At 71.0% G+C, this 19,906-nt stretch carries 14 protein-coding genes; 6 read left to right on the top strand and 8 right to left on the bottom strand.

What is annotated here, in order from left to right:
• Nucleotides 1–48 precede the first annotated feature (48 nt).
• Nucleotides 49–3,588, bottom strand: a complete 3,540-nt coding sequence (dnaE, locus tag IEZ20_RS28110; RefSeq protein WP_189303793.1) for a DNA polymerase III subunit alpha — start codon at nucleotides 3,586–3,588, stop codon at nucleotides 49–51.
• 170 nt (nucleotides 3,589–3,758) lie between these two features.
• Between dnaE and IEZ20_RS28105 the strand changes: the two genes are divergently transcribed.
• The 4 genes from IEZ20_RS28105 (at nucleotide 3,759) to IEZ20_RS28090 (ending at nucleotide 8,488) form a co-directional block, all read left to right on the top strand.
• Nucleotides 3,759–5,084 carry a DUF2252 domain-containing protein gene (locus IEZ20_RS28105; RefSeq protein ID WP_189303791.1) on the top strand — a complete coding sequence of 442 codons (1,326 nt, stop codon included), beginning with the start codon at nucleotides 3,759–3,761 and terminating at the stop codon, nucleotides 5,082–5,084.
• A 67-nt stretch (nucleotides 5,085–5,151) separates the two neighbouring features.
• Entirely contained in the window at nucleotides 5,152–5,832 is a 681-nt protein-coding gene (locus tag IEZ20_RS28100; protein ID WP_189303789.1) for a hypothetical protein, read from the top strand.
• 67 nt (nucleotides 5,833–5,899) lie between these two features.
• Complete coding sequence (locus tag IEZ20_RS28095; RefSeq protein WP_189303787.1) at nucleotides 5,900–6,712, top strand: thioredoxin domain-containing protein; 813 nt, start codon at nucleotides 5,900–5,902, stop codon at nucleotides 6,710–6,712.
• Nucleotides 6,713–6,817: 105 nt separating this feature from the next.
• Nucleotides 6,818–8,488: an alkaline phosphatase D family protein gene (locus tag IEZ20_RS28090; RefSeq protein ID WP_189303785.1), complete on the top strand. Its 1,671-nt coding sequence runs from the start codon at nucleotides 6,818–6,820 to the stop codon at nucleotides 8,486–8,488.
• Between the two features lie 18 nt (nucleotides 8,489–8,506).
• Here the strand turns inward: IEZ20_RS28090 and IEZ20_RS28085 are convergent, their stop codons facing one another.
• The gene (locus IEZ20_RS28085; RefSeq protein ID WP_189303783.1) at nucleotides 8,507–9,079 is read right to left on the bottom strand and encodes a dienelactone hydrolase family protein; all 573 of its coding nucleotides are present in this window, start codon (nucleotides 9,077–9,079) and stop codon (nucleotides 8,507–8,509) included.
• Between the two features lie 105 nt (nucleotides 9,080–9,184).
• Between IEZ20_RS28085 and IEZ20_RS28080 the strand changes: the two genes are divergently transcribed.
• Nucleotides 9,185–10,291 carry a mechanosensitive ion channel family protein gene (locus IEZ20_RS28080; RefSeq protein ID WP_189303780.1) on the top strand — a complete coding sequence of 369 codons (1,107 nt, stop codon included), beginning with the start codon at nucleotides 9,185–9,187 and terminating at the stop codon, nucleotides 10,289–10,291.
• A 10-nt stretch (nucleotides 10,292–10,301) separates the two neighbouring features.
• Here the strand turns inward: IEZ20_RS28080 and IEZ20_RS28075 are convergent, their stop codons facing one another.
• The 6 genes from IEZ20_RS28075 to IEZ20_RS28050 form a co-directional block, all read right to left on the bottom strand.
• The gene (locus IEZ20_RS28075; RefSeq protein WP_189303779.1) at nucleotides 10,302–11,042 is read right to left on the bottom strand and encodes an SDR family NAD(P)-dependent oxidoreductase; all 741 of its coding nucleotides are present in this window, start codon (nucleotides 11,040–11,042) and stop codon (nucleotides 10,302–10,304) included.
• A 118-nt stretch (nucleotides 11,043–11,160) separates the two neighbouring features.
• Nucleotides 11,161–12,747 (bottom strand): Na+/H+ antiporter, encoded by a 1,587-nt coding sequence (locus IEZ20_RS28070; protein ID WP_189303777.1) that lies wholly within the window; start codon nucleotides 12,745–12,747, stop codon nucleotides 11,161–11,163.
• 103 nt (nucleotides 12,748–12,850) lie between these two features.
• Complete coding sequence (locus IEZ20_RS28065) at nucleotides 12,851–13,318, bottom strand: GNAT family N-acetyltransferase (RefSeq protein ID WP_189303775.1); 468 nt, start codon at nucleotides 13,316–13,318, stop codon at nucleotides 12,851–12,853.
• Nucleotides 13,315–14,259, bottom strand: coding sequence for an RluA family pseudouridine synthase (locus tag IEZ20_RS28060; protein ID WP_189303773.1), 945 nt, complete (start codon nucleotides 14,257–14,259; stop codon nucleotides 13,315–13,317). Before IEZ20_RS28060 ends, IEZ20_RS28065 begins: the two co-directional genes overlap by 4 nt.
• A gap of 59 nt (nucleotides 14,260–14,318) precedes the next feature.
• Nucleotides 14,319–14,933, bottom strand: coding sequence for a signal peptidase II (lspA, locus tag IEZ20_RS28055; RefSeq protein ID WP_189303771.1), 615 nt, complete (start codon nucleotides 14,931–14,933; stop codon nucleotides 14,319–14,321).
• Nucleotides 14,934–15,000: 67 nt separating this feature from the next.
• A complete protein-coding gene (locus IEZ20_RS28050; protein ID WP_189303769.1) occupies nucleotides 15,001–15,984 on the bottom strand; it encodes a TraR/DksA C4-type zinc finger protein in 984 nt (327 codons plus the stop codon).
• A 604-nt stretch (nucleotides 15,985–16,588) separates the two neighbouring features.
• On the opposite strand from IEZ20_RS28050, the gene ileS reads away from it, so the two are divergent.
• Nucleotides 16,589–19,732, top strand: a complete 3,144-nt coding sequence (gene ileS / locus IEZ20_RS28045; RefSeq protein ID WP_189303767.1) for an isoleucine--tRNA ligase — start codon at nucleotides 16,589–16,591, stop codon at nucleotides 19,730–19,732.
• Nucleotides 19,733–19,906: the final 174 nt, after the last annotated feature.

The following is a 19,906-nucleotide window of genomic DNA, read 5'->3' as shown; positions in this document are numbered from 1 at the left end:
CGCACTCCTCACGGGTGCGCCCCTTCGTGCTGTGGGCCGGTGCGGGGCTCAGCCGGCCAGGCAGGACGGGCCGAGGAGCACCTTGAGGTCGCCGAACAGGGCGGGGTCGGGCTTGACCCGGTGCCGGTCCAGGCGGAGCACGGTGGTCTTGCGCGGGCCCTGGAGCCTGATCCGGACCTCGCTGTCGCCCTTGTGGTGGCTGAGGATCTCACCGAGGCGGCTGACCATCGGCGGGGTCACCTTCACGGCCGGGATGGTGAGCACCACGGGGGCGTTGGTACCCGCGTTGGACAGGTCGGGGACCATCAGCTCCATGGCGACGAGCCGGGGCACGTCCTCGCGCTTGTCGAGCCGGCCCTTGACGAACACCACGGCGTCCTCGACCAGTTGGGTCGACACCAGCTGGTAGGTGGCCGGGAAGAACATGCACTCGATGGAGCCCGCGAGGTCCTCCACGGTGGCGATCGCCCAGGCGTTGCCCTGCTTGGTCATCTTGCGCTGGAGGCCGGAGATGATGCCGCCGATGGTGACGACCGCGCCGTCGGCGTGCTCTCCGCCGGTGAGCTGGGAGATGCCCGCGTCGGCCTTGTCGGCGAGGACGTGCTCCAGGCCGAAGAGGGGGTGGTCGGAGACGTACAGACCGAGCATCTCCCGCTCCTGGGCGAGCAGATAGGTCTTGTCCCACTCGTCGGTGGAGAACTCCACGTCGAGACCGAAGCCGGGCTCGCTGCTGGTCTCCTCGCCCATGCCGCCGAAGAGGTCGAACTGGCCCTCGGCCTCCTTGCGCTTGACCGCGACCACGTTGTCGATCATCGGCTCGTACTGCGCCATGAGGCCCTTGCGGGTGTGGCCCATCGAGTCGAAGGCGCCGGCCTTGATCAGCGACTCGGTGGTGCGCTTGTTGCAGACCACCGCCTCGACCTTGTCGAGGTAGTCGGGGAAGGAGGTGTACTTCCCCTTCGCCTTGCGGCACTTGATGATCGACTCGACCACGTTGGTGCCGACGTTGCGGACGGCGGAGAGGCCGAAGAGGATCACCTCGTCGCCCTGGGCGGCGAAGTTCGCCTCGGACTCGTTGACGTTGGGCGGGAGCACACGGATGCCCATGCGGCGGCACTCGTTGAGGTAGACCGCCGACTTGTCCTTGTCGTCCTTGACGGAGGTGAGCAGGGCGGCCATGTACTCGGCGGGGTGGTTCGCCTTCAGGTACGCCGTCCAGTACGACACCAGGCCGTACGCGGCCGAGTGCGCCTTGTTGAAGGCGTAGCCGGCGAAGGGGACCAGCACGTCCCAGAGCGCCTGGATGGCTTCGTCGCTGTAGCCGTTCTTGCGGGCGCCGGCCTGGAAGATGACGAAGTTCTTCTCCAGCTCCTCCGGCTTCTTCTTGCCCATCACGCGGCGGAGGATGTCGGCCTCGCCGAGCGAGTAGCCCGCGATGATCTGGGCGGCCTTCTGCACCTGCTCCTGGTAGACGATCAGGCCGTAGGTGACGTCCAGGACCTCCTTGAGCGGCGCCTCCAGCTCGGGGTGGATCGGCGTGATCTCCTGCTGCCCGTTCTTGCGCAGCGCGTAGTTCGTGTGGGAGTTCATGCCCATCGGGCCCGGCCGGTACAGGGCCGACACGGCGGAGATGTCCTCGAAGTTGTCCGGCTTCATCAGCCGGAGCAGGGACCGCATGGGGCCGCCGTCGAACTGGAAGACGCCGAGGGTGTCGCCGCGCTGGAGCAGCTCGAAGGTCGTGGGGTCGTCGAGCGGCAGGGAGAGCAGGTCGATGTCGAGGCCCTTGTTGGCCTTCACCATCTTGACCGCGTCGTCCATGATCGTGAGGTTGCGCAGGCCCAGGAAGTCCATCTTCAGCAGGCCGAGCGACTCACAGCTCGGGTAGTCCCACTGGGTGATGGTCACGCCGTCGGTGTGCCTCACCCACACCGGGACGTGCTCGGTGATGGTCTCGCTGGACATGATCACGCCGGCGGCGTGCACACCCATCTGCCGGACCAGGCCCTCCACGCCGCGCGCGGTGTCGATGACCTTCTTCACGTCCGGCTCGTTCTCGTACATCGAGCGGACCTCGCCGGCCTCCGAGTAGCGGGGGTGGCTGGGGTCGGTGATGCCGGACAGCGGAATGCCCTTGCCGAGGACGTCGGCGGGCATGGCCTTGGTGATGCGGTCGCCCATCGCGTACGGGTAGCCCAGCACGCGCGCGGAGTCCTTGATCGCGTTCTTGGCCTTGATGGTGCCGTAGGTGCCGATCATGGCGACCTTGTCGGCGCCGTACTTCTCGGTGACGTACCGGATCACCTCGACGCGCCGGCGCTCGTCGAAGTCGATGTCGACATCGGGCATCGAGATGCGCTCGGGGTTGAGGAACCGCTCGAAGATCAGACCGTGCGGGATGGGGTCGAGGTCGGTGATGCCGAGGGCGTAGGCGACGATGGAGCCGGCCGCGGAGCCTCGGCCGGGGCCGACCGCGATGCCCTGCTTCTTGGCCCACATGATGAAGTCGGCGACCACGAGGAAGTAGCCCGGGAAGCCCATCGAGATGATCGTGTCCATCTCGTACTCGGCCTGCTTCTGGCGGTCCTCGGGGACGCCGCCCGGGTAGCGGCGCTCCATGCCGCGGCGGACCTCCTCCTTGAACCAGGTGACCTCGGTGTAGCCCTCGGGGATGTCGAACTTGGGCATGAGGTCGCGCTTCTCGAACATGCCGGTGGTGTCCACCATCTCGGCGATCAGGAGCGTGTTGGCGCAGCCCTCCTGCCAGGCGTCCGAGGAGTCGATGGCGTACATCTCGTCCGTGGACTTCAGGTAGTAGCCGGTGCCGTCGAACTTGAAGCGGTCGGGGTCGGAGAGGTTCTTGCCGGTCTGGATGCACAGCAGGGCGTCGTGGGCGCCCGCCTCGTGCGCGTACGTGTAGTGCGAGTCGTTGGTGACCAGCGGGGGGATGCCGAGCTTCCTGCCGATCTCCAGCAGACCGTCGCGGACCCGGCGCTCGATCTCGATGCCGTGGTCCATCAGCTCCAGGAAGTACTTGTCCTTGCCGAAGATGTCCTGGTAGTCGGCGGCGGCCTTCAGGGCCTCGTCGAAGTGGCCGAGGCGCAGTCGGGTCTGCACCTCGCCGGAGGGGCAGCCGGTGGAGGCGACGATGCCCTCGGACCACTTCGCGATGGTCTCCTTGTCCATCCGGGGCCACTTCTGCAGCCAGCCCTCGGCGTAGGCGTCGGAGGAGAGCCGGAAGAGGTTGTGCAGTCCGGTCCTGTTCACCGCCCACATCGTCTTGTGGGTGTAACCACCGGAACCGGAGATGTCGTCGCGCTTCTGGTGCGGCTGGCCCCAAAGGATCTTGCGCTTGTTGCGCCGGGACTCGGGGGCGACATAGGCCTCGATCCCGATGATCGGGGTGATTCCGGCCTTCTTCGCGGAGTGGAAGAAGTCGTACGCCCCGTGGAGGTTGCCGTGGTCGGACATGGCGATGTGCGTCATGCCCATCTCGTTGCACGCGTTGAACATGTCCTTCAGCCGCGCGGCACCGTCCAGCAGCGAGTACTGGGTATGGACGTGCAGGTGCGTGAAGGGCGGCTTCGACACGGTTTGGCCTCCAACGGAAACACTCGGCGACGGGTGGGCGGACACTCTGGGGGACAGCGTCGAAGTCTATGCCCCGGGAGTGACACCCGACGGGCACCTCCACGTACCTTCATGCGTTGGGTACGGCAGAAACGCTGTCGTACAGGCAATGCACCAGGAGGCACCCAGCGATGTCGGTCCCCCAGCTCGACGAGGAGCAGCGCGGCGAGGAGATCCTCGCCGTCTTCGACACCGCCTTCGGCCGGCTCCTGGCCGCCGACCCGGCGGCGTTCCGGGTGAAGTTCCGGAAGATGGCGGCCTCGGCGTTCGCCTTCTACCGGGGCACGGCGGCCCTCTTCTACCACGACCTCGACGCCGACAAGCGTGGCGGCCCGTACCTGGACGACCGCACCTCGCGCGTGTGGATCCACGGCGATCTGCACGCGGAGAACTTCGGCACGTACATGGACTCCAACGGCCGGCTGGTCTTCAACGTCAACGACTTCGACGAGGCCTACGTCGGCCCGTTCACCTGGGACCTCAAGCGCTTCGCGGCCTCCGTCGCGCTCATCGGCTACGCGAAGGCGCTCAGTGACGCGCAGATCACCGAGCTGGTGACGGTCTACGCCGCCGCCTACCGGGAGCGCGTCCACGCCCTGGCCACGGGCGCGAAGCGGGACGAGGTGCCGCCGTTCACGCTGGACACCGCGCAGGGTCCGCTGCTGGACGCGCTGCGTGACGCCCGCTCGCTGACCCGGTTCGGGCTGCTGGAGTCGATGACGGAGATCCGCGACTTCGAGCGCCGCTTCGCCGCGGGCGGCGGCTCCGTCGAGCTGGACGCGGCGACCCGCTACAAGGTCCTGGCGGCCTTCGACGGCTATCTGGAGACCCTGCCGGACTCCTCCCTGGCCCGCCCCGACTCCTACCGGGTGAAGGACGTCGTGGGCCGCCGGGGCATCGGCATCGGCTCGGCGGGCCTGCCGTCGTACAACATCCTCCTGGAGGGCCACAGCGACGCCCTGGAGAACGACGTCGTGATCTACATCAAGCAGGCCCAGACCCCGGCCGTCTCCCGCCACATCACGGATCCGGCCATCGCGGAGTACTTCCGGCACGAGGGCCACCGCACGGTGATCTCCCAGCGCGCCCTGCAGGCGCACGCCGACCCGTGGCTCGGCTGGACCGAGCTGGACGGCGCCGGCCAGCTGGTCGCCGAGGTCTCTCCGTACGCCGTGGACCTGGACTGGGACGACATCGACGACCCGGAGGAGATCGCCGCCGTCGTCGCCGACCTGGGCCGGGCCACCGCCACGATGCACGCGGCGGCGGACGACACCTCCGGCGAGTCCCTGGTGCCGTTCTCCACCGAGCGGGCCATCGACGCGGCGATCGCGGCCGACGAGGAGGGCTTCGCGCCCCTGCTGGTGGACTTCGCGCACGCCTACGGTTCACGCGCGCGTGCCGACCACCAGATCTTCGTCGACCTGTTCCGCAACGGCCGGATTCCGGGGCTGTAGCCCCGCGGATTCACAGGCACCCTTTAGGGGTCCCTTACTCGCGTACGTGACAGACTCTTCTCTCGCTATGGACATATCCGGGACCCAGCTCAGAGCCGTGCGCGCGGCGCTGTTCACGGCCTTCGTCGTGACGCTCAGCACCGCGTCGCACGTGCTGCTGTCCCGTGCTCCGCTGCCGCTGGCGACCGTGGGCACGGTCGCCGCCGGGGTGTTCGTCACCGCGTACGCGCTGGCGGGCCGCGAGCGCGGCTTCGGCCGGATCGCGGCCCTGCTGATCCCGCTGGAGCTGGCCGCCGACACGGTGTTCACCACCGGCCAGCACGCCTGCTACGGCCGGGCGGGCGGCCCGGTCGCGGGCCCGCTGCGGGCGGTCGGCCTGGACGTGCTGTGCGAGGGCCGGGTGGGCACCCCGCTGGCCCGCATGACCGGCGGCGCCGACGGGGCCGCAGCGCTGCTCGCGCACGCCAGCCCGGCCGCCGCCTGGCTGCTGCTCGCCGCGCACGTCGGCGTGGGCCTGCTGGCCGCCGCCTGGCTGCGCCGGGGCGAGCGGGCGCTGACCCAGCTGCTGCGCGCGGCCGCCGCCACCACCTTCCGGCCGCTGCTGCTGGCGGTGGCCGCGGTCGCCGTACGGCCGCTCCCGGCCCGCCGGCTGCCCCGCCCGGCCCCGCGCCGGGCCGCGGCCCGTGACCGGCTCCTCGTGCACTCCCTGGGACGGCGTGGACCGCCGTGCTCACCGGCCTTCGCCTGAGCACGACCAGTCCCCCCTTACGTATCCCGCGTACGACGTGTGCGCGTCCCCCATGGAGATCACCGACATGAGCAAGCGGAACAGCCAGACGGCGAAGACGGCGGCCCGGGAGCGGCTGCGCCAGGAACGCGAGCGGCAGGCCAAGCGCGACAAGGTCAGGCGGCAGCTGATCGTGGCCGCCTCCGTGGTCGGCGTCCTGGCCGCGGCCGGCGGCATAGGCTGGGCCGTCGTCCAGGCCAACAAGCCCGCCTACTGGGAGGCCGCGAAGGACGACAGGCTCGTCAAGCCGGCCCACACCACGGGCAAGGACGGCACGACGATCGTCATCGGCAAGGACAGCGCCGAGAAGACCCTGGTGATGTACGAGGACCCGCGCTGCCCGGTCTGCGCCGACTTCGAGCAGGTGATCGGCCCGACCGTCAAGAAGGACCTCGACGCCGGCAAGTTCAGGATCCAGTACGTCGGCGCCACCTTCCTCGACAGGAACCTGACCGGCGAGGGCTCCAAGAACGCGCTCAGCGCCCTGGGCGCCGCGCTCAACGTCAGCCCGGAGGCGTTCCTCGAGTACAAGTCGGCGATGTACTCGAAGAAGTGGCACCCCGCGGAGACCACCGACGAGTTCAAGGACGACGCCTACCTCATCAAGATCGCCGACACGGTCCCCGCCCTGAAGGGCAACGCGGCCTTCCAGAAGGACGTGAAGCAGGGCACCTACGACCGGTGGGCGCTGGAGGAGTCGAAGATCTTCGACAAGGACGGCATCTCGGGCACCCCGACCCTGAAGATGGACGGCAAGACGCTGACGGGCGCCGACGGAAAGAACGCGCCCCGTACAGTCGCCGAGTTCAACACCGCGCTGGCCGGGGCCCTCAAGGGCTGAGCCGCCCGGCCGCGGGACCGCCCGAGCCGACATCGAGCCGAAGGGTGGGCGAACTTTTGCGCGTTCGCCCACCGCTGCGCGTACCGATCAGTAACCTGATCGCCTGTGACCAGTCGATACAGATCGTCCGAGGCCTCTCAGGGCCTCGGCTCGTTTTCGCCCCGCCGCCGTACGGTCGTCAAGGCCGCGGCGGCGACCGCTGTCCTGGCCGGCCCGCTGGCCGCCGCCCTGCCGGCCCGCGCCGCCACGGACGCCCCCGCCTTCCTGCACGGCGTCGCCTCCGGTGACCCGCTGCCCGACGGCGTCCTGCTGTGGACCCGTGTGACCCCCACCCCGGAGGCCATACCGGGCTCCGGGCTCGGCCCGGACACCGAGGTCAGCTGGGTCGTCGCCCGGGACAAGGCGTTCACCAGCATCGTCGCCAGGGGCTCCACCACCGCGACCGCCGCCTCCGACCACACCGTGAAGGCCGACATCCGCGGCCTGGAGCCGGCCACCGACTACTGGTTCCGGTTCTCGTCCGGCGGCGCCGACTCCCCGGCGGCGCGCACCCGCACCGCGCCGGCGGCGGACGCGGACGTCTCCGGTCTGCGGTTCGGCGTCGTCTCCTGCGCCAACTGGGAGGCGGGCCACTTCTCCGCCTACCGCCACCTCGCCGCCCGCAACGACCTCGACGCCTGGCTGCACCTCGGCGACTACATCTACGAGTACAAGTCCGGCGAGTACGCGGCCCGGGGCAAGGTGGTGCGCCCGCACGCGCCCGCGGGCGAGATCCTCACCCTCGCCGACTACCGGATCCGGCACGCCAGGTACAAGACCGACCCCGACCTCCAGGCCCTGCACCTGAAGGCGCCGGTCGTCGCGATCTGGGACGACCACGAGTTCGCCGACAACGCCTGGTCGGGCGGCGCGGTCAACCACACCGAGGGCGCCGAGGGCACCTGGTCGGCCCGTCAGGCCGCCGCCAAGCAGGCCTACTTCGAGTGGATGCCGGTCCGCCCGGCCATCGCCGGCACCACCTACCGCCGGCTGCGCTTCGGCAAGCTCGCCGACCTGTCCCTGCTGGACCTGCGCTCCTTCCGCTCCCAGCAGGCCTCCACGGCGAGCGGTTCGGTGGACGACCCGGACCGCACGCTCACCGGGCGCGCCCAGCTCGACTGGCTCAAGGCCGGGCTGAAGGCCTCCGACACCAGGTGGCGGCTGGTCGGCAACTCGGTGATGATCTCGCCGTTCTCCTTCGGCTCCCTCTCCGCCGACCTGCTCAAGCCGCTCGCCAAGCTGCTCGGGCTGCCGCAGGAGGGCATCGCCGCCAACACCGACCAGTGGGACGGCTACACCGACGACCGGCGCGAACTCCTGGCCCACCTGCGCTCCAACGCCATCGGCAACACCGTCTTCCTGACCGGTGACATCCACATGGCGTGGGCCAACGACGTGCCGGTGGACGCGGGTACCTACCCGCTGTCGGCGTCCGCGGCCACCGAGTTCGTGGTGACCTCGGTGACCTCCGACAACCTGGACGACATCGTGAAGGTGCCCGAGGGCACGGTCTCCGCGGTCGCCGCGCCGGTCATCCGGGCCGCCAACCGGCACGTCCACTGGGTGGACACCGACCGGCACGGCTACGGCGTGCTGGACATCACGGCCGAGCGCGCGCAGATGGACTACTACGTCCTGTCCGACCGCACCGACCCGGACGCCACCACCAGCTGGGCGCGCTCCTACCGCACCCGCAGCGGCACGCAGAAGGTCGAGCGGACCTACGACCCGGTGTGACCGTCCCGAGGTGACCGCTCAGCCGAGCGTTTCGAGGAAGCCGAGCGCCACCCGCCAGGTGGCCTCGGCGGCCTCGGCGTCGTAGTCCGGCAGGGCGGGATCGGTGTAGAGGTGGCCGGCCCCGGCGTACCGGTAGATCTCCACGTCGGCGCCCACCCGGCCCATCTGCAGGTACCAGGCGCTCAGCCAGTCGTCCGTCTCGAACGGGTCCGGCTCGGCCACGTGCAGCTGCACCGGCAGCTCGTCCACGTGCGCGTTCGGCGCGATGTCCGACGTGCCGTGCAGGAGCAGCAGCCCGCGCGCCTTGTCGTCGCCCAGGGCGAGGGTCTGCGCGACGGAGGCACCGAGCGAGAACCCGGCGTACACCAGCCCCCGGTCCGAGTACGGCGCCGCCGCCAGCACGGCCCGCTTCAGCAGCTCCTCCTTGCCGAGCCCCTCGTTGAACTCCATGCCCTCCTCGACGGTGTCGAACGTGCGCCCCTCGAAGAGGTCCGGCGTCCACACCTCGTGGCCCGCCGCGCGCAGCCGGGCCGCGGCCTCCCGCACCGCGGGCCTGAGCCCGTAGGTCGAGTGAAAAAGCATGATGTTCATGAGGCCATGGTGCCAGCCGGGTCCGACAGTGCCGGTGCCGCCGTACCCAGGAACGCGCCGAACTCACATGTTCATGCCCTGCGCGCGCCGGTTAGGAGCGGAGGCATGGAGAACGTACTCCGCCCCCTGATCGTGCTCGGCGGCACGGTGCTGCTGACCCTGGCCATCGGCTGGGGCACGGACCGGCTGCTGGGCAAGGCCGACGAACGCGACCACGACACCCCTCTGTGGGGGCTGCTGCGCCGCGCCCGCATCCCCTACCAGCTCGTGCTGTGCACCGCCATGCTGCGCGGGTCGTACGACCAGACGAAGCTGCTGGAGCGGCACCAGGTCGGCATCGGCCGGACGCTGACGCTGGTGCTGATCGGATCGGCCGCCTGGCTGGTGATCCGGATCGCCGCGGCGATCGTCGAGACCACCTACACCCGCTATGCGCGCGCCCACCGAGACGCGGCCCGGGTACGCCGGGTACGCACGCAGGTGGAGCTGATCATGCGGGTGGTGTCCGCGATCGTCATCGTGGTGGCCGCCTCGTCGATGCTGCTGACGTTCCCGGCGATGCGCGCGGCGGGCGCCTCCCTGCTGGCCTCGGCGGGCATCATCGCCGCCATCGCCGGTGTCGCCGCCCAGTCGACGCTCTCGAACATGTTCGCCGGGCTCCAGATCGCCTTCGGCGACATGGTGCGCATAGGCGACACCGTCGTGGTCGACGGCGAGTGGGGCACCGTCGAGGAGATCACCCTCACCTTCCTGACGGTCCGGACCTGGGACGAGCGCCGGATCACCATGCCCGTGTCGTACTTCACCTCCAAGCCCTTCGAGAACTGGTCCCGCGGCACCCCGCAGATGACGGGCATCGTCTACTGGCACCTGGACCACAGCGCGCCCATCGAGGCCATGCGCGAGAAGCTCCGCGACATCCTGCGCCACTGCCCGGCCTGGGACGGCCGCGCCTACGGCCTGGTGGTGACGGACACCACGCCGAACACCATCCAGGTGCGGGCCCTGGTGACGGCGAAGGACGCGGACGACATCTGGACGGTCCGGGTCGCGGTCCGCGAGCAGATGATCACCTGGCTGTCCGCCGAGCACCCCTACGCGCTGCCCCGGGTGAACACCGCCGACTCGGTGCTCCCGCCGTACCGCGTCCCGTCCCCCGACCGCGCCTCGCTCCGCAAGGCCTACGACTTCCCGCGCACCGGCCGCGGCTGACGGCCGGTGCTCAGTGCCCGCGCTCGGCGCCGCCGTTCACCTGGATCACCTGCGAGGTGATGTGGCCGGCGGCCGGCGATGCCAGCCAGTGCAGGGTCTCGGCCACGTCCCCCGGTATGCCGGCGCGGCCGGTCGAGGTGTCGGCGACGAGCCTGCCGCGCCGGTCCTCGTCCATCGTGTCCCCGAAGAACTCGGTGTCCTCCACGTATCCGGGTGCGACCACGTTCACGGTGATGCCGCGCGGTCCCAGCTGGCGGGCCAGGTCGTGGGCGTAGGGGTGCAGCCCGGCCTTGGCCGCCGCGTAGGCGCCCGTGCCGGAGCCGCGGTAGGCGGCGATGGAACTCAGGAACAGCACCCGTCCGCCGGGCTCGGCGAGCCGGTGCCTCAGCGCTTCGGTGAGGAGGGCGGCGGTCAGGGTGTTCTGCCGGAAGTTGAGGGTCCAGTCATGGGCGACCCGGTCGAGGGGGTCGTCGCTGCCGGCCGGGGGCTCCAGGTATCCGGCGCCTCCGGCGCTGTTCACCAGTACGTCGACGGTGCCCAGCTCCTCGGCGACGAAGCGGGCGACGCCGCGCACCTGGGCGGGTTCGGAGAGGTCCGCGGCGTAGGTGAGGGCCCCGGCCACCCCGGCCTTCTCCAGCACCTCGGCGCGCCGCCCGAGCAACAGCACCCTGTCCCCGTCCGCCGCGAAGGCGTGCGCCGTCGCCAGGCCGATGCCCGTACCCCCGCCGCTGATCACGATGTTGCGAGTCATGATCCGAGCGTACGAGCCGGACAGCGGCGGTGCCGGGAGTTGTCCACAGGGTCGGCACATTTGTATGACCGGCAGGGCACATCCGGCCCCACGGTCGGCCGCACCTCCCGCCCGCCGCTCAGCGCAGGCTGCGGACGTCGAGGTGGCGCAGCACCCGGTCCACGATCTCCGGGTCCGCGCCGGGCTCGCTCCGCGCCGCCAGCACCTCGTGGCGGGCGGCACTCAGCATCTCGTTCTGGATGCGCCGCACCCGCTTGAGCCGCCTGGCCCGCTGGTGCTGCGCCTCGCGCCGCTCCTCCTCCCCCATGTCCGGGCTGATCCGGATGCCGATGTCGAAGGCCCGCCGCAGCATCTGCTCGGACAGGTCCTCGGGCAGCTCCTCCACCTGCTCGATCTCCCGCAGCCGGCGCTTCGCCGCCTTCGCGGCCCGCACCGCCAGCTCCTTCTCGAACTCCTTCTCCCGCTCCGAGTCGGCCCGCACCCCGAGCCGCCGCACCAGCCAGGGCAGCGTCAGTCCCTGCACCACCAGGGTGACGATGATCACCCCGAAGGCGATGAAGACGATCTCGTCGCGGTCGGGGAACGGAGAGCCGTCCTTTGTCCTGAGCGGCACGGCCAGCGCCAGCGCCACCGAGGCCACCCCACGCATTCCGGACCACCACATCACGACGGTCTCCCGCAGGCTCACCGGGATCTCCTCGTCGTAGTCCCGGCGGGCGTGCAGCCGCTTGGTCAGCCAGGTCGCCGGCAGCAGCCACAGCAGCCGCACGACGACCACCACGCCCACGACGGCAGCGGCCCAGCCGAGCATCTCGCCCCAGCGTCCCTGGGCCGTGTGGATGGCGTTGTGCAGTTCGAGCCCGATGAGTCCGAAGGCGACGCCCGTGACGAGGGTGTCGATGATGTCCCAGAAGGTGTGCCCGGCGAGCCGGGTCATCACGTCGTCGGCGTCGGTGGCGTACTCGGCGAGGAAGAGGGCCGTGGTGAGCACGGCGAGCACCCCGGAGCCGTGCAGTTTCTCCGCGAGCACGTAGGAGGCGTACGGCACCAGCAGGGTCATGCCGATCTGCAGGGTCGGATCGCCCAGCAGGTCCATCAGCCTGTTCGCGCCCCAGCCCAGCACCAGGCCGACGGCCACCGCGACGACGGCGGACAGCACCAGGTCGAGCCCGGCCTGCCAGGGGGAGAACGCGCCGCTCACGGCGGCTGCGATCGCCACGTGGTACAGCACGATGGCGGTCACGTCGTTGAAGAGTCCCTCGCCCTCCAGGATCGACACCAGGCGGCGCGGCAGCCCCAGCTGTCCGGCGACGCTGGTCGCGGCGACCGGGTCGGGCGGCGCCACCAGGGCGCCCAGCGCCACGGCGGCGGCGATCGGCAGCCCGGGCACGATCGCGCCCGCGACGAAGGCCACGCACACCGTCGTCACGAAGACCAGGGCGACGGCCAGCAGGAGGATCGGGCGGACGTTGGCCGCGAACTGCCGCCACGACGTGCGGCGCACGGCGGCGTAGAGCAGCGGCGGCAGCAGCCCGGGCAGGATCAGCTCGGGCGGGATGTCCACGTTGGGCACGAAGTCGGCCACCGCCAGGGCCCCGCCGAACAGGGTCATCAGCACCGGCGCCGGCACCCCGAACCGGTCCCCCACCGGGACACTCACCAGGGCCCCGAGCAGCAGGACGAACAACAGAGCCAGCTGATCCACGGACGGCGCTCCGGGGGTCGACGATCACACGGCAGGTCTCCAGCCTGCCATGACGCCTGCCCACCGGCCCCCGTTCAACGCCTCCCCCAGGGACGCCGGGCCGCTACAGGGGCCGGCGCATCGCCCGGTGCGGAATCCCTGCGTCCGGGAACTGTGGGCCGTACGCCGCGTAGCCGAGCCGTTCGTAGAAGCCCAGGGCGTGGGTCTGGGCGTGCAGGTCCACGGCCGTCAGGCCACGCGCGCGTGCCGCGTCCTCGATGGCGCGCACCAGGGCGGCGCCGACGCCGAGCCCGCGCGCCTCGCGGGAGACGGCGAGCCGGCCCAGGGAGCCCACCGTCGGGTCCCCGCCGGTCTTGGCGGCCGCCGCCTCGCCGTACAGCAGCCGTCCGGTGCCCAGCGGCACCCCGTCCGCGCGCACCGCCAGCACGTGCACGGCCACGGCGTCGTAGGCGTCGTACTCGATGTCCTCGGCGACGCCCTGTTCGACCACGAAGACCTCCTTGCGGACCGCGAAGCAGGCCTCGCGGTCGGCGGGGTCCTCGGCGACCCGGACGGTGTACGGCCGGCTCACGCGTACGTCTCCTCCCTGACCTGGTCGAGGGCCTTCTGGAGGTCCTCGGGGTAGTCGCTCTCGAACTCCACCCAGCTGCCGTCCCCCGGGTGCTCGAAACCGAGGCGTACCGCGTGCAGCCACTGGCGGGTCAGGCGCAGCCGCTTGGCGAGGGTCGGGTCGGCGCCGTAGGTGAGGTCGCCGACGCAGGGGTGGCGGTGAGCGGCCATGTGGACGCGGATCTGGTGGGTGCGGCCCGTCTCCAGCTTCACGTCCAGCAGAGAGGCGGCGCGGAAGGCCTCGATGAGGTCGTAGTGGGTCACGGACGGCTTGCCCTCGGCCGTGACCGCCCACTTGTAGTCGTGGTTCGGGTGGCGGCCGATCGGGGCGTCGATGGTGCCGCTCGTCGGGTCCGGGTGGCCCTGGACCAGCGTGTGGTAGCGCTTGTCGACCGTGCGCTCCTTGAACTGGCGCTTGAGCGACGTGTACGCGTACTCCGACTTGGCGACGACCATCAGGCCGGAGGTGCCGACGTCGAGCCGGTGCACGATGCCCTGGCGCTCGGCGGCGCCGGAGGTGGAGATCCGGTAGCCCGCGGCGGCGAGGCCGCCGATGACGGTGGGGCCGGACCAGCCCGGTGACGGGTGCGCGGCCACGCCGACCGGCTTGACGATCACGACCACGTCATCGTCGTCGTGCACGATCTCCATGCCCTCGACCGGTTCGGCGACCACCTGCACCGGCGCGGGCGCCTGCGGCATCTCGACCTCCAGCCAGGCGCCGCCGCGCACCCGCTCGGACTTGCCGACCACCGCGCCGTCGACCTGGACCTTGCCGGCCGCGGCCAGCTCGGCCGCCTTCGTGCGGGAGAAGCCGAACATGCGCGAGATGGCGGCGTCGACGCGCTCGCCCTCCAGGCCGTCGGGCACGGGCAGGGTACGGATCTCGGGAATCGTGCTCACCCGTCGAGTATGCCGGACGGGCCGGACACCCCCGAACGGGCCTGTGGAAAACCCCGGGCTCAGTCCTTGTGGACGGTGCCGTCGGGGTCCAGGCCGCGGAAGGACAGCAGCACGATCAGGATGCCGCCGCACACGATCGCCGAGTCGGCGAGGTTGAACACCGCGAAGCCCTTGGGCGCGATGAAGTCCACGACCTCGCCCTCGAAGACGCCCGGCGCCCGGAAGATCCGGTCGGTGAGGTTGCCGAGCGCGCCGCCGAGCAGCAGGCCGAGCGCGACCGCCCAGGGGAAGCTGTAGAGCTTGCGGGCCAGCCGGATGATCACCACGATCACGGCGGCGGCGATCAGCGTGAAGATCACCGTGAAGGCCGCGCCGAACCCGAAGGCGGCGCCGGGGTTGCGGATCGCGTGCAGCTCCAGCAGGTCCCCGACGACCCGGATCGGCGCGCGGCCCTCCAGCCGGGACACCACGAGCATCTTGCTGATCAGGTCGAGGGCGTACGCGAACGCGGCCACCGCGAACAGCACGGCGATCCGGCGCCCGCGGCCGGGCCGCCGCGCGGGGGCCTGCTCGCCGGGCGCGCCGGAGCCGGCGGGTGCTCCGGCCGCCGCCGTCTGTCCGCCGCCGTCGTCCGGGGTGTCCGGCGTACCGATGATGCGCTCCGCCTCTGCCACGTGAGTCCCTCAACCTAGGTGCCTGACTGGGGACGAGACTACGGCACGCCCCAGTGGCCCCTCACGCTCAGGAGCGGCGTTCCTGCTTCTGCTTGCACTCCACGCACAGGGTGGCCCTCGGGAACGCCTGCATACGGGCCTTGCCGATGGGCCGGCCGCAGTTCTCGCACAGGCCGTAGGTGCCCGCATCCAGCCGTTCCAGGGCGCGCTCGGTCTGGATCAGCATCTCGCGCGCGTTGGCGGCCAGCGCCAGCTCGTGCTCGCGCGTGATGTTCTTGGTGCCGGTGTCGGCCTGGTCGTCGCCGGCGCCGTCCCCGGAGTCCCGCATCAGGCCGGCCAGGGCCGCCTCGGACGAGCTGATCTCCTCCTGCAGCCGTTCCACCTCGGACTGCAGCTCCGCGCGGGCCCCGGCGACCTCGTCCGGGGTCCAGGGGTCCTCGCCGGGGCGCACCGCCAGCTCGCCGGGCTCCGCCGCGGCGATGCGTGCCTTCGGAACGGCGGTCTGTGCCGCCGTGGCCGTGCCAGGAGTCTTCTTCGCAACCACCGTCGTGGCTCCCGTCTGCTTCGCGGCCCGCGCCGCGCCCGCCTTCTTGGCCGTGCTCTTCTCGGCGACGGTCTTCTTGCCGACCGTTTCCCCGCTGACCGTCTTCTTCGCGACCGCGTTCCCGACGGCCGCCTTCTTCGCAGCCGCCGGTTTCGCGTCCGCGTGCTTCGTGTCCGCGCGCTCCGTGGCGGCCTGCTTCATGTCCGCATGCTTCGTGTTCGCCTGCTTCGTGGCCGTCTTCTTCGCTCCGGTCTTCACCACTGCGGCCGTCTTCTTCGGGGCCGCCTCCTTGGCGGCCGTCTTCCTGGCGGCGGCCTTCTTGGCCGCCGCCCTCGCGTCCGCCGTCTTCGCGTCCGCCGTCGTCGTCCCGGCCGCCTTCCTGGCAGCCGTCTTCTCGGCTGCCTCCTTCTCGGCGGCCGTCTTGCCGGGAGCCGTCTTCTTGGTGGCAGGCCTCGCGCCGGTCTTCCCGGTCGCCGGCTGCTGTACGGCGGTCTTCTTCGCCACCATGCCGCGGCCCCTTCACATATTGTGATCTTGCTCGCGAATCGTGCTGGGACGATAAATCGACTTGAGTCCCGCGGCAACGGGGCACACCGCCCGATTCGCCCGCCCGCACCCCCCGAGCCGCGAGCCTGCATCCGTTGTGCCCAGCTCCCCGCCGGGTAATCCGCCGGACCGGGCCCCGCCCGGCCCCGGACGGCCGCCCCTCGCCATTCGGGTCATCCGCCCCGGTCGCCCGGCGGCCGCCGGCGCCGCGCGGAAAACCGGTCCGCCGCTGTCCGCGGGGCGCCGTACACTGGGCGGAGCGAGAAGCGTGGATGGGGACGAGTAGCGGCGTACGCAGCCCAGAGCGACCCGGGGACGGTGTGAGCCCGGGGGCGAGCGCGACGTGAAGATCACCCCGGAGCCGCCGGAAGAAAGCCGCAGCCTCAGGGCGACGGCGAGTAGAACCGGTTTCGCGATCCCAATGAGGGGGCTCACCGGCGCGTACGGCGCGGCGGAGGGCCAAGGAGGGTGGTACCGCGGGAGCGCGCCGCACACGGCGTAGACAGGAACGAAGGCTCTCGTCCCTCCGACGGAAGGCAGCAAGTCCGTTGGAGGATGCTCGCAGATGACAGCGCCGACGTACCGCCAGGTGCCCGCACAGGTCGACCTGCCCGCTCTTGAGCACGCCGTGCTCGACTTCTGGCGCGAGCAGAAGATCTTCGCCAAGAGCCTGGAGCAGTCCGAGGGCCGCCCGGAGTGGGTGTTCTACGAGGGCCCGCCCACCGCGAACGGCATGCCCGGCGCCCACCACATCGAGGCCCGCGTCTTCAAGGACGTCTTCCCCCGCTTCCGCACCATGCGCGGCTACCACGTGGCCCGCAAGGCCGGCTGGGACTGCCACGGCCTCCCCGTCGAGCTGGCCGTCGAGAAGGAGCTGGGCTTCTCCGGCAAGAAGGACATCGAGGCGTACGGCATCGCCGAGTTCAACGCCAAGTGCCGGGAGTCCGTGCTCCGCCACACCGACGCCTTCTCCGACCTGACGACCCGCATGGGCTACTGGGTCGACCTGGACGACGCCTACGTCACGATGGACCCCGAGTACATCGAGTCGGTCTGGTGGTCGCTGAAGGAGATCTTCAACAAGGGCCTGCTGGTCCAGGACCACCGCGTCGCCCCCTGGTGCCCGCGCTGCGGCACCGGCCTGTCCGACCACGAGCTGGCGCAGGGCTACGAGACGGTCGTGGACCCGTCCGTGTACGTCCGCTTCCCGCTCACCTCCGGTCCGCTCGCCGGCGAGGCCGCGCTCCTGGTGTGGACGACGACCCCCTGGACCCTGGTGTCCAACACGGCGGTCGCCGCGCACCCGGACGTCACCTACGTCGTCGCGACCAACGGCGAGGAGAAGCTCGTCGTCGCCGAGCCGCTCGTCGCCAAGGCGCTCGGCGAGGGCTGGGAGACCACGGGCCGGACCTTCACCGGCGCCGAGATGGAGCGCTGGACGTACCAGCGTCCGTTCGAGCTGGTGGAGTTCCCGGAGCCCGCCCACTTCGTGGTCAACGCCGAGTACGTGACCACCGAGGACGGCACGGGTCTGGTCCACCAGTCCCCCGCCTTCGGTGAGGACGACCTCAAGGTCTGCCGCTCCTACGGCCTGCCCGTGGTGAACCCGGTCCGCCCGGACGGCACCTTCGAGGAGGACGTCCCGCTGGTCGGCGGCGTCTTCTTCAAGAAGGCGGACGAACAGCTCACCGCGGACCTCCAGCAGCGCGGCCTCCTCTTCAAGCACCTGCCGTACGAGCACAGCTACCCGCACTGCTGGCGCTGCCACACCGCGCTGCTCTACTACGCGCAGCCCTCCTGGTACATCCGCACGACGGCCGTCAAGGACCGGCTGATCCAGGAGAACGAGAAGACCAACTGGTTCCCGGAGACCGTCAAGCACGGCCGCTTCGGCGACTGGCTGAACAACAACATCGACTGGGCGCTGTCCCGCAACCGCTACTGGGGCACCCCGCTGCCGATCTGGCGCTGCGAGGACGACCACCTCACCTGCGTCGGCTCCCGCGCGGAGCTGACCGAGCTGACCGGCGCCGACCAGTCGGGCCTGGACCCGCACCGCCCGTACATCGACGAGGTCACCTTCGCCTGCCCGCACGAGGGCTGCGGCAGCACGGCCACGCGCGTGCCGGAGGTCATCGACGCCTGGTACGACTCGGGCTCGATGCCGTTCGCGCAGTGGGGCTACCCGTACAAGAACAAGGAGCTGTTCGAGAGCCGCTACCCGGCGCAGTTCATCTCCGAGGCGATCGACCAGACCCGCGGCTGGTTCTACACGCTGATGGCCGTCGGCACCCTCGTCTTCGACAGGTCGTCGTACGAGAACGTCGTCTGCCTCGGCCACATCCTGGCCGAGGACGGCCGCAAGATGTCCAAGCACCTGGGCAACATCCTGCAGCCGATCCCGCTCATGGACCAGCACGGCGCGGACGCGGTGCGCTGGTTCATGGCGGCCGGCGGCTCCCCGTGGGCCGCGCGCCGGGTCGGCCACGGCACGATCCAGGAGGTCGTCCGCAAGACCCTGCTGACGTACTGGAACACGGTCGCCTTCCAGGCGCTGTACGCCCGTACGTCGGACTGGGCCCCGTCCGCGGCGGACCCGGCCCCGGCCGAGCGCCCCGTGCTGGACCGCTGGCTGCTCTCCGAGCTGCACGCACTGACCGACCAGGTCACCCAGGCGCTGGAGGCGTACGACACCCAGCGCGCCGGCAAGCTGCTGTCCGCGTTCGTGGACGACCTCTCGAACTGGTACGTCCGCCGGTCCCGCCGCCGGTTCTGGCAGGGCGACAAGGCCGCGCTGCGCACGCTGCACGAGGTGCTGGAGACGGTCACCAGGCTGATGGCGCCGATCACCCCGTTCATCACCGAGCGGGTGTGGCAGGACCTGGTCGTTCCGGTCACCCCGGGCGCGCCGGAGTCCGTGCACCTGGCCGGCTGGCCGGAGGCGGACCTGTCGGCGATCGACCCGGAGCTGTCGAAGCAGATGGTCCTGGTCCGCCGGCTGGTGGAGCTGGGCCGCGCCACGCGCGCGGAGTCGGGCGTCAAGACCCGTCAGCCGCTGTCCCGCGCGCTCATCGCGGCCACCGGGTTCGAGGCCCTGGACCCGGAGCTGCACACGCAGATCACCGAGGAGCTGAACGTCTCGTCCCTCGCCTCCCTGTCCGAGGTCGGCGGCAGCCTGGTCGACACGACGGCGAAGGCGAACTTCCGGGCGCTCGGCAAGCGGTTCGGCAAGCGGGTGCAGGACGTGGCGAAGGCGATCGCCGCCGCGGACGCCGCCGCGCTGTCCCTGGCCCTGCGCGAGGGCACGGCCTCCGTGGAGGTCGACGGTGAGACGGTCGCCCTCGCCCCGGACGAGGTGATCATCACGGAGACCCCGCGCGAGGGCTGGTCGGTGGCCTCCGACTCCGGTGCCACGGTGGCGCTGGACCTGGAGATCACCGAGGAGCTGCGGCAGGCGGGCCTGGCCCGTGACGCGATCCGGCTGATCCAGGAGGCCCGCAAGAACAGCGGGCTGGACGTGGCCGACCGGATCGCCCTGCGGTGGACGTCGACCGACCCGGCCGTGGTCGCCGCGCTGGCCGAGCACGGTGAGCTGATCGCCGACGAGGTGCTGGCCACCGACTTCGGCCAGGGCGAGGCCGACGACAGCTACGGCGCCGCGTTCACCGACGAGGGGCTGTCCCTCACGTTCCGGCTGCGCAAGGCGTAAACGCCGGCTCTCCCGGGAAGGGCCCCGGTCTCCGTGGAGGAGGCCGGGGCCCTTCTTCATGAGGCGGTCCGTCCCGTTGCCGTGCGCCGGTTTCCCCGCGCCCCTCAGCCACCTCACGCAACCCGCGTAAAAAGGGCGGGCCCCCGGGACCGAAGTCCGGGGGGCCCGCCCTAT

The sequence above is a fragment of the Streptomyces cinerochromogenes genome, from assembly GCF_014648635.1.
Lineage (GTDB): Bacteria > Actinomycetota > Actinomycetes > Streptomycetales > Streptomycetaceae > Streptomyces > Streptomyces cinerochromogenes.
The sequence above is the reverse complement of the archived record's forward strand: the minus strand, read 5'-3'. Positions and strand labels throughout refer to the sequence as shown.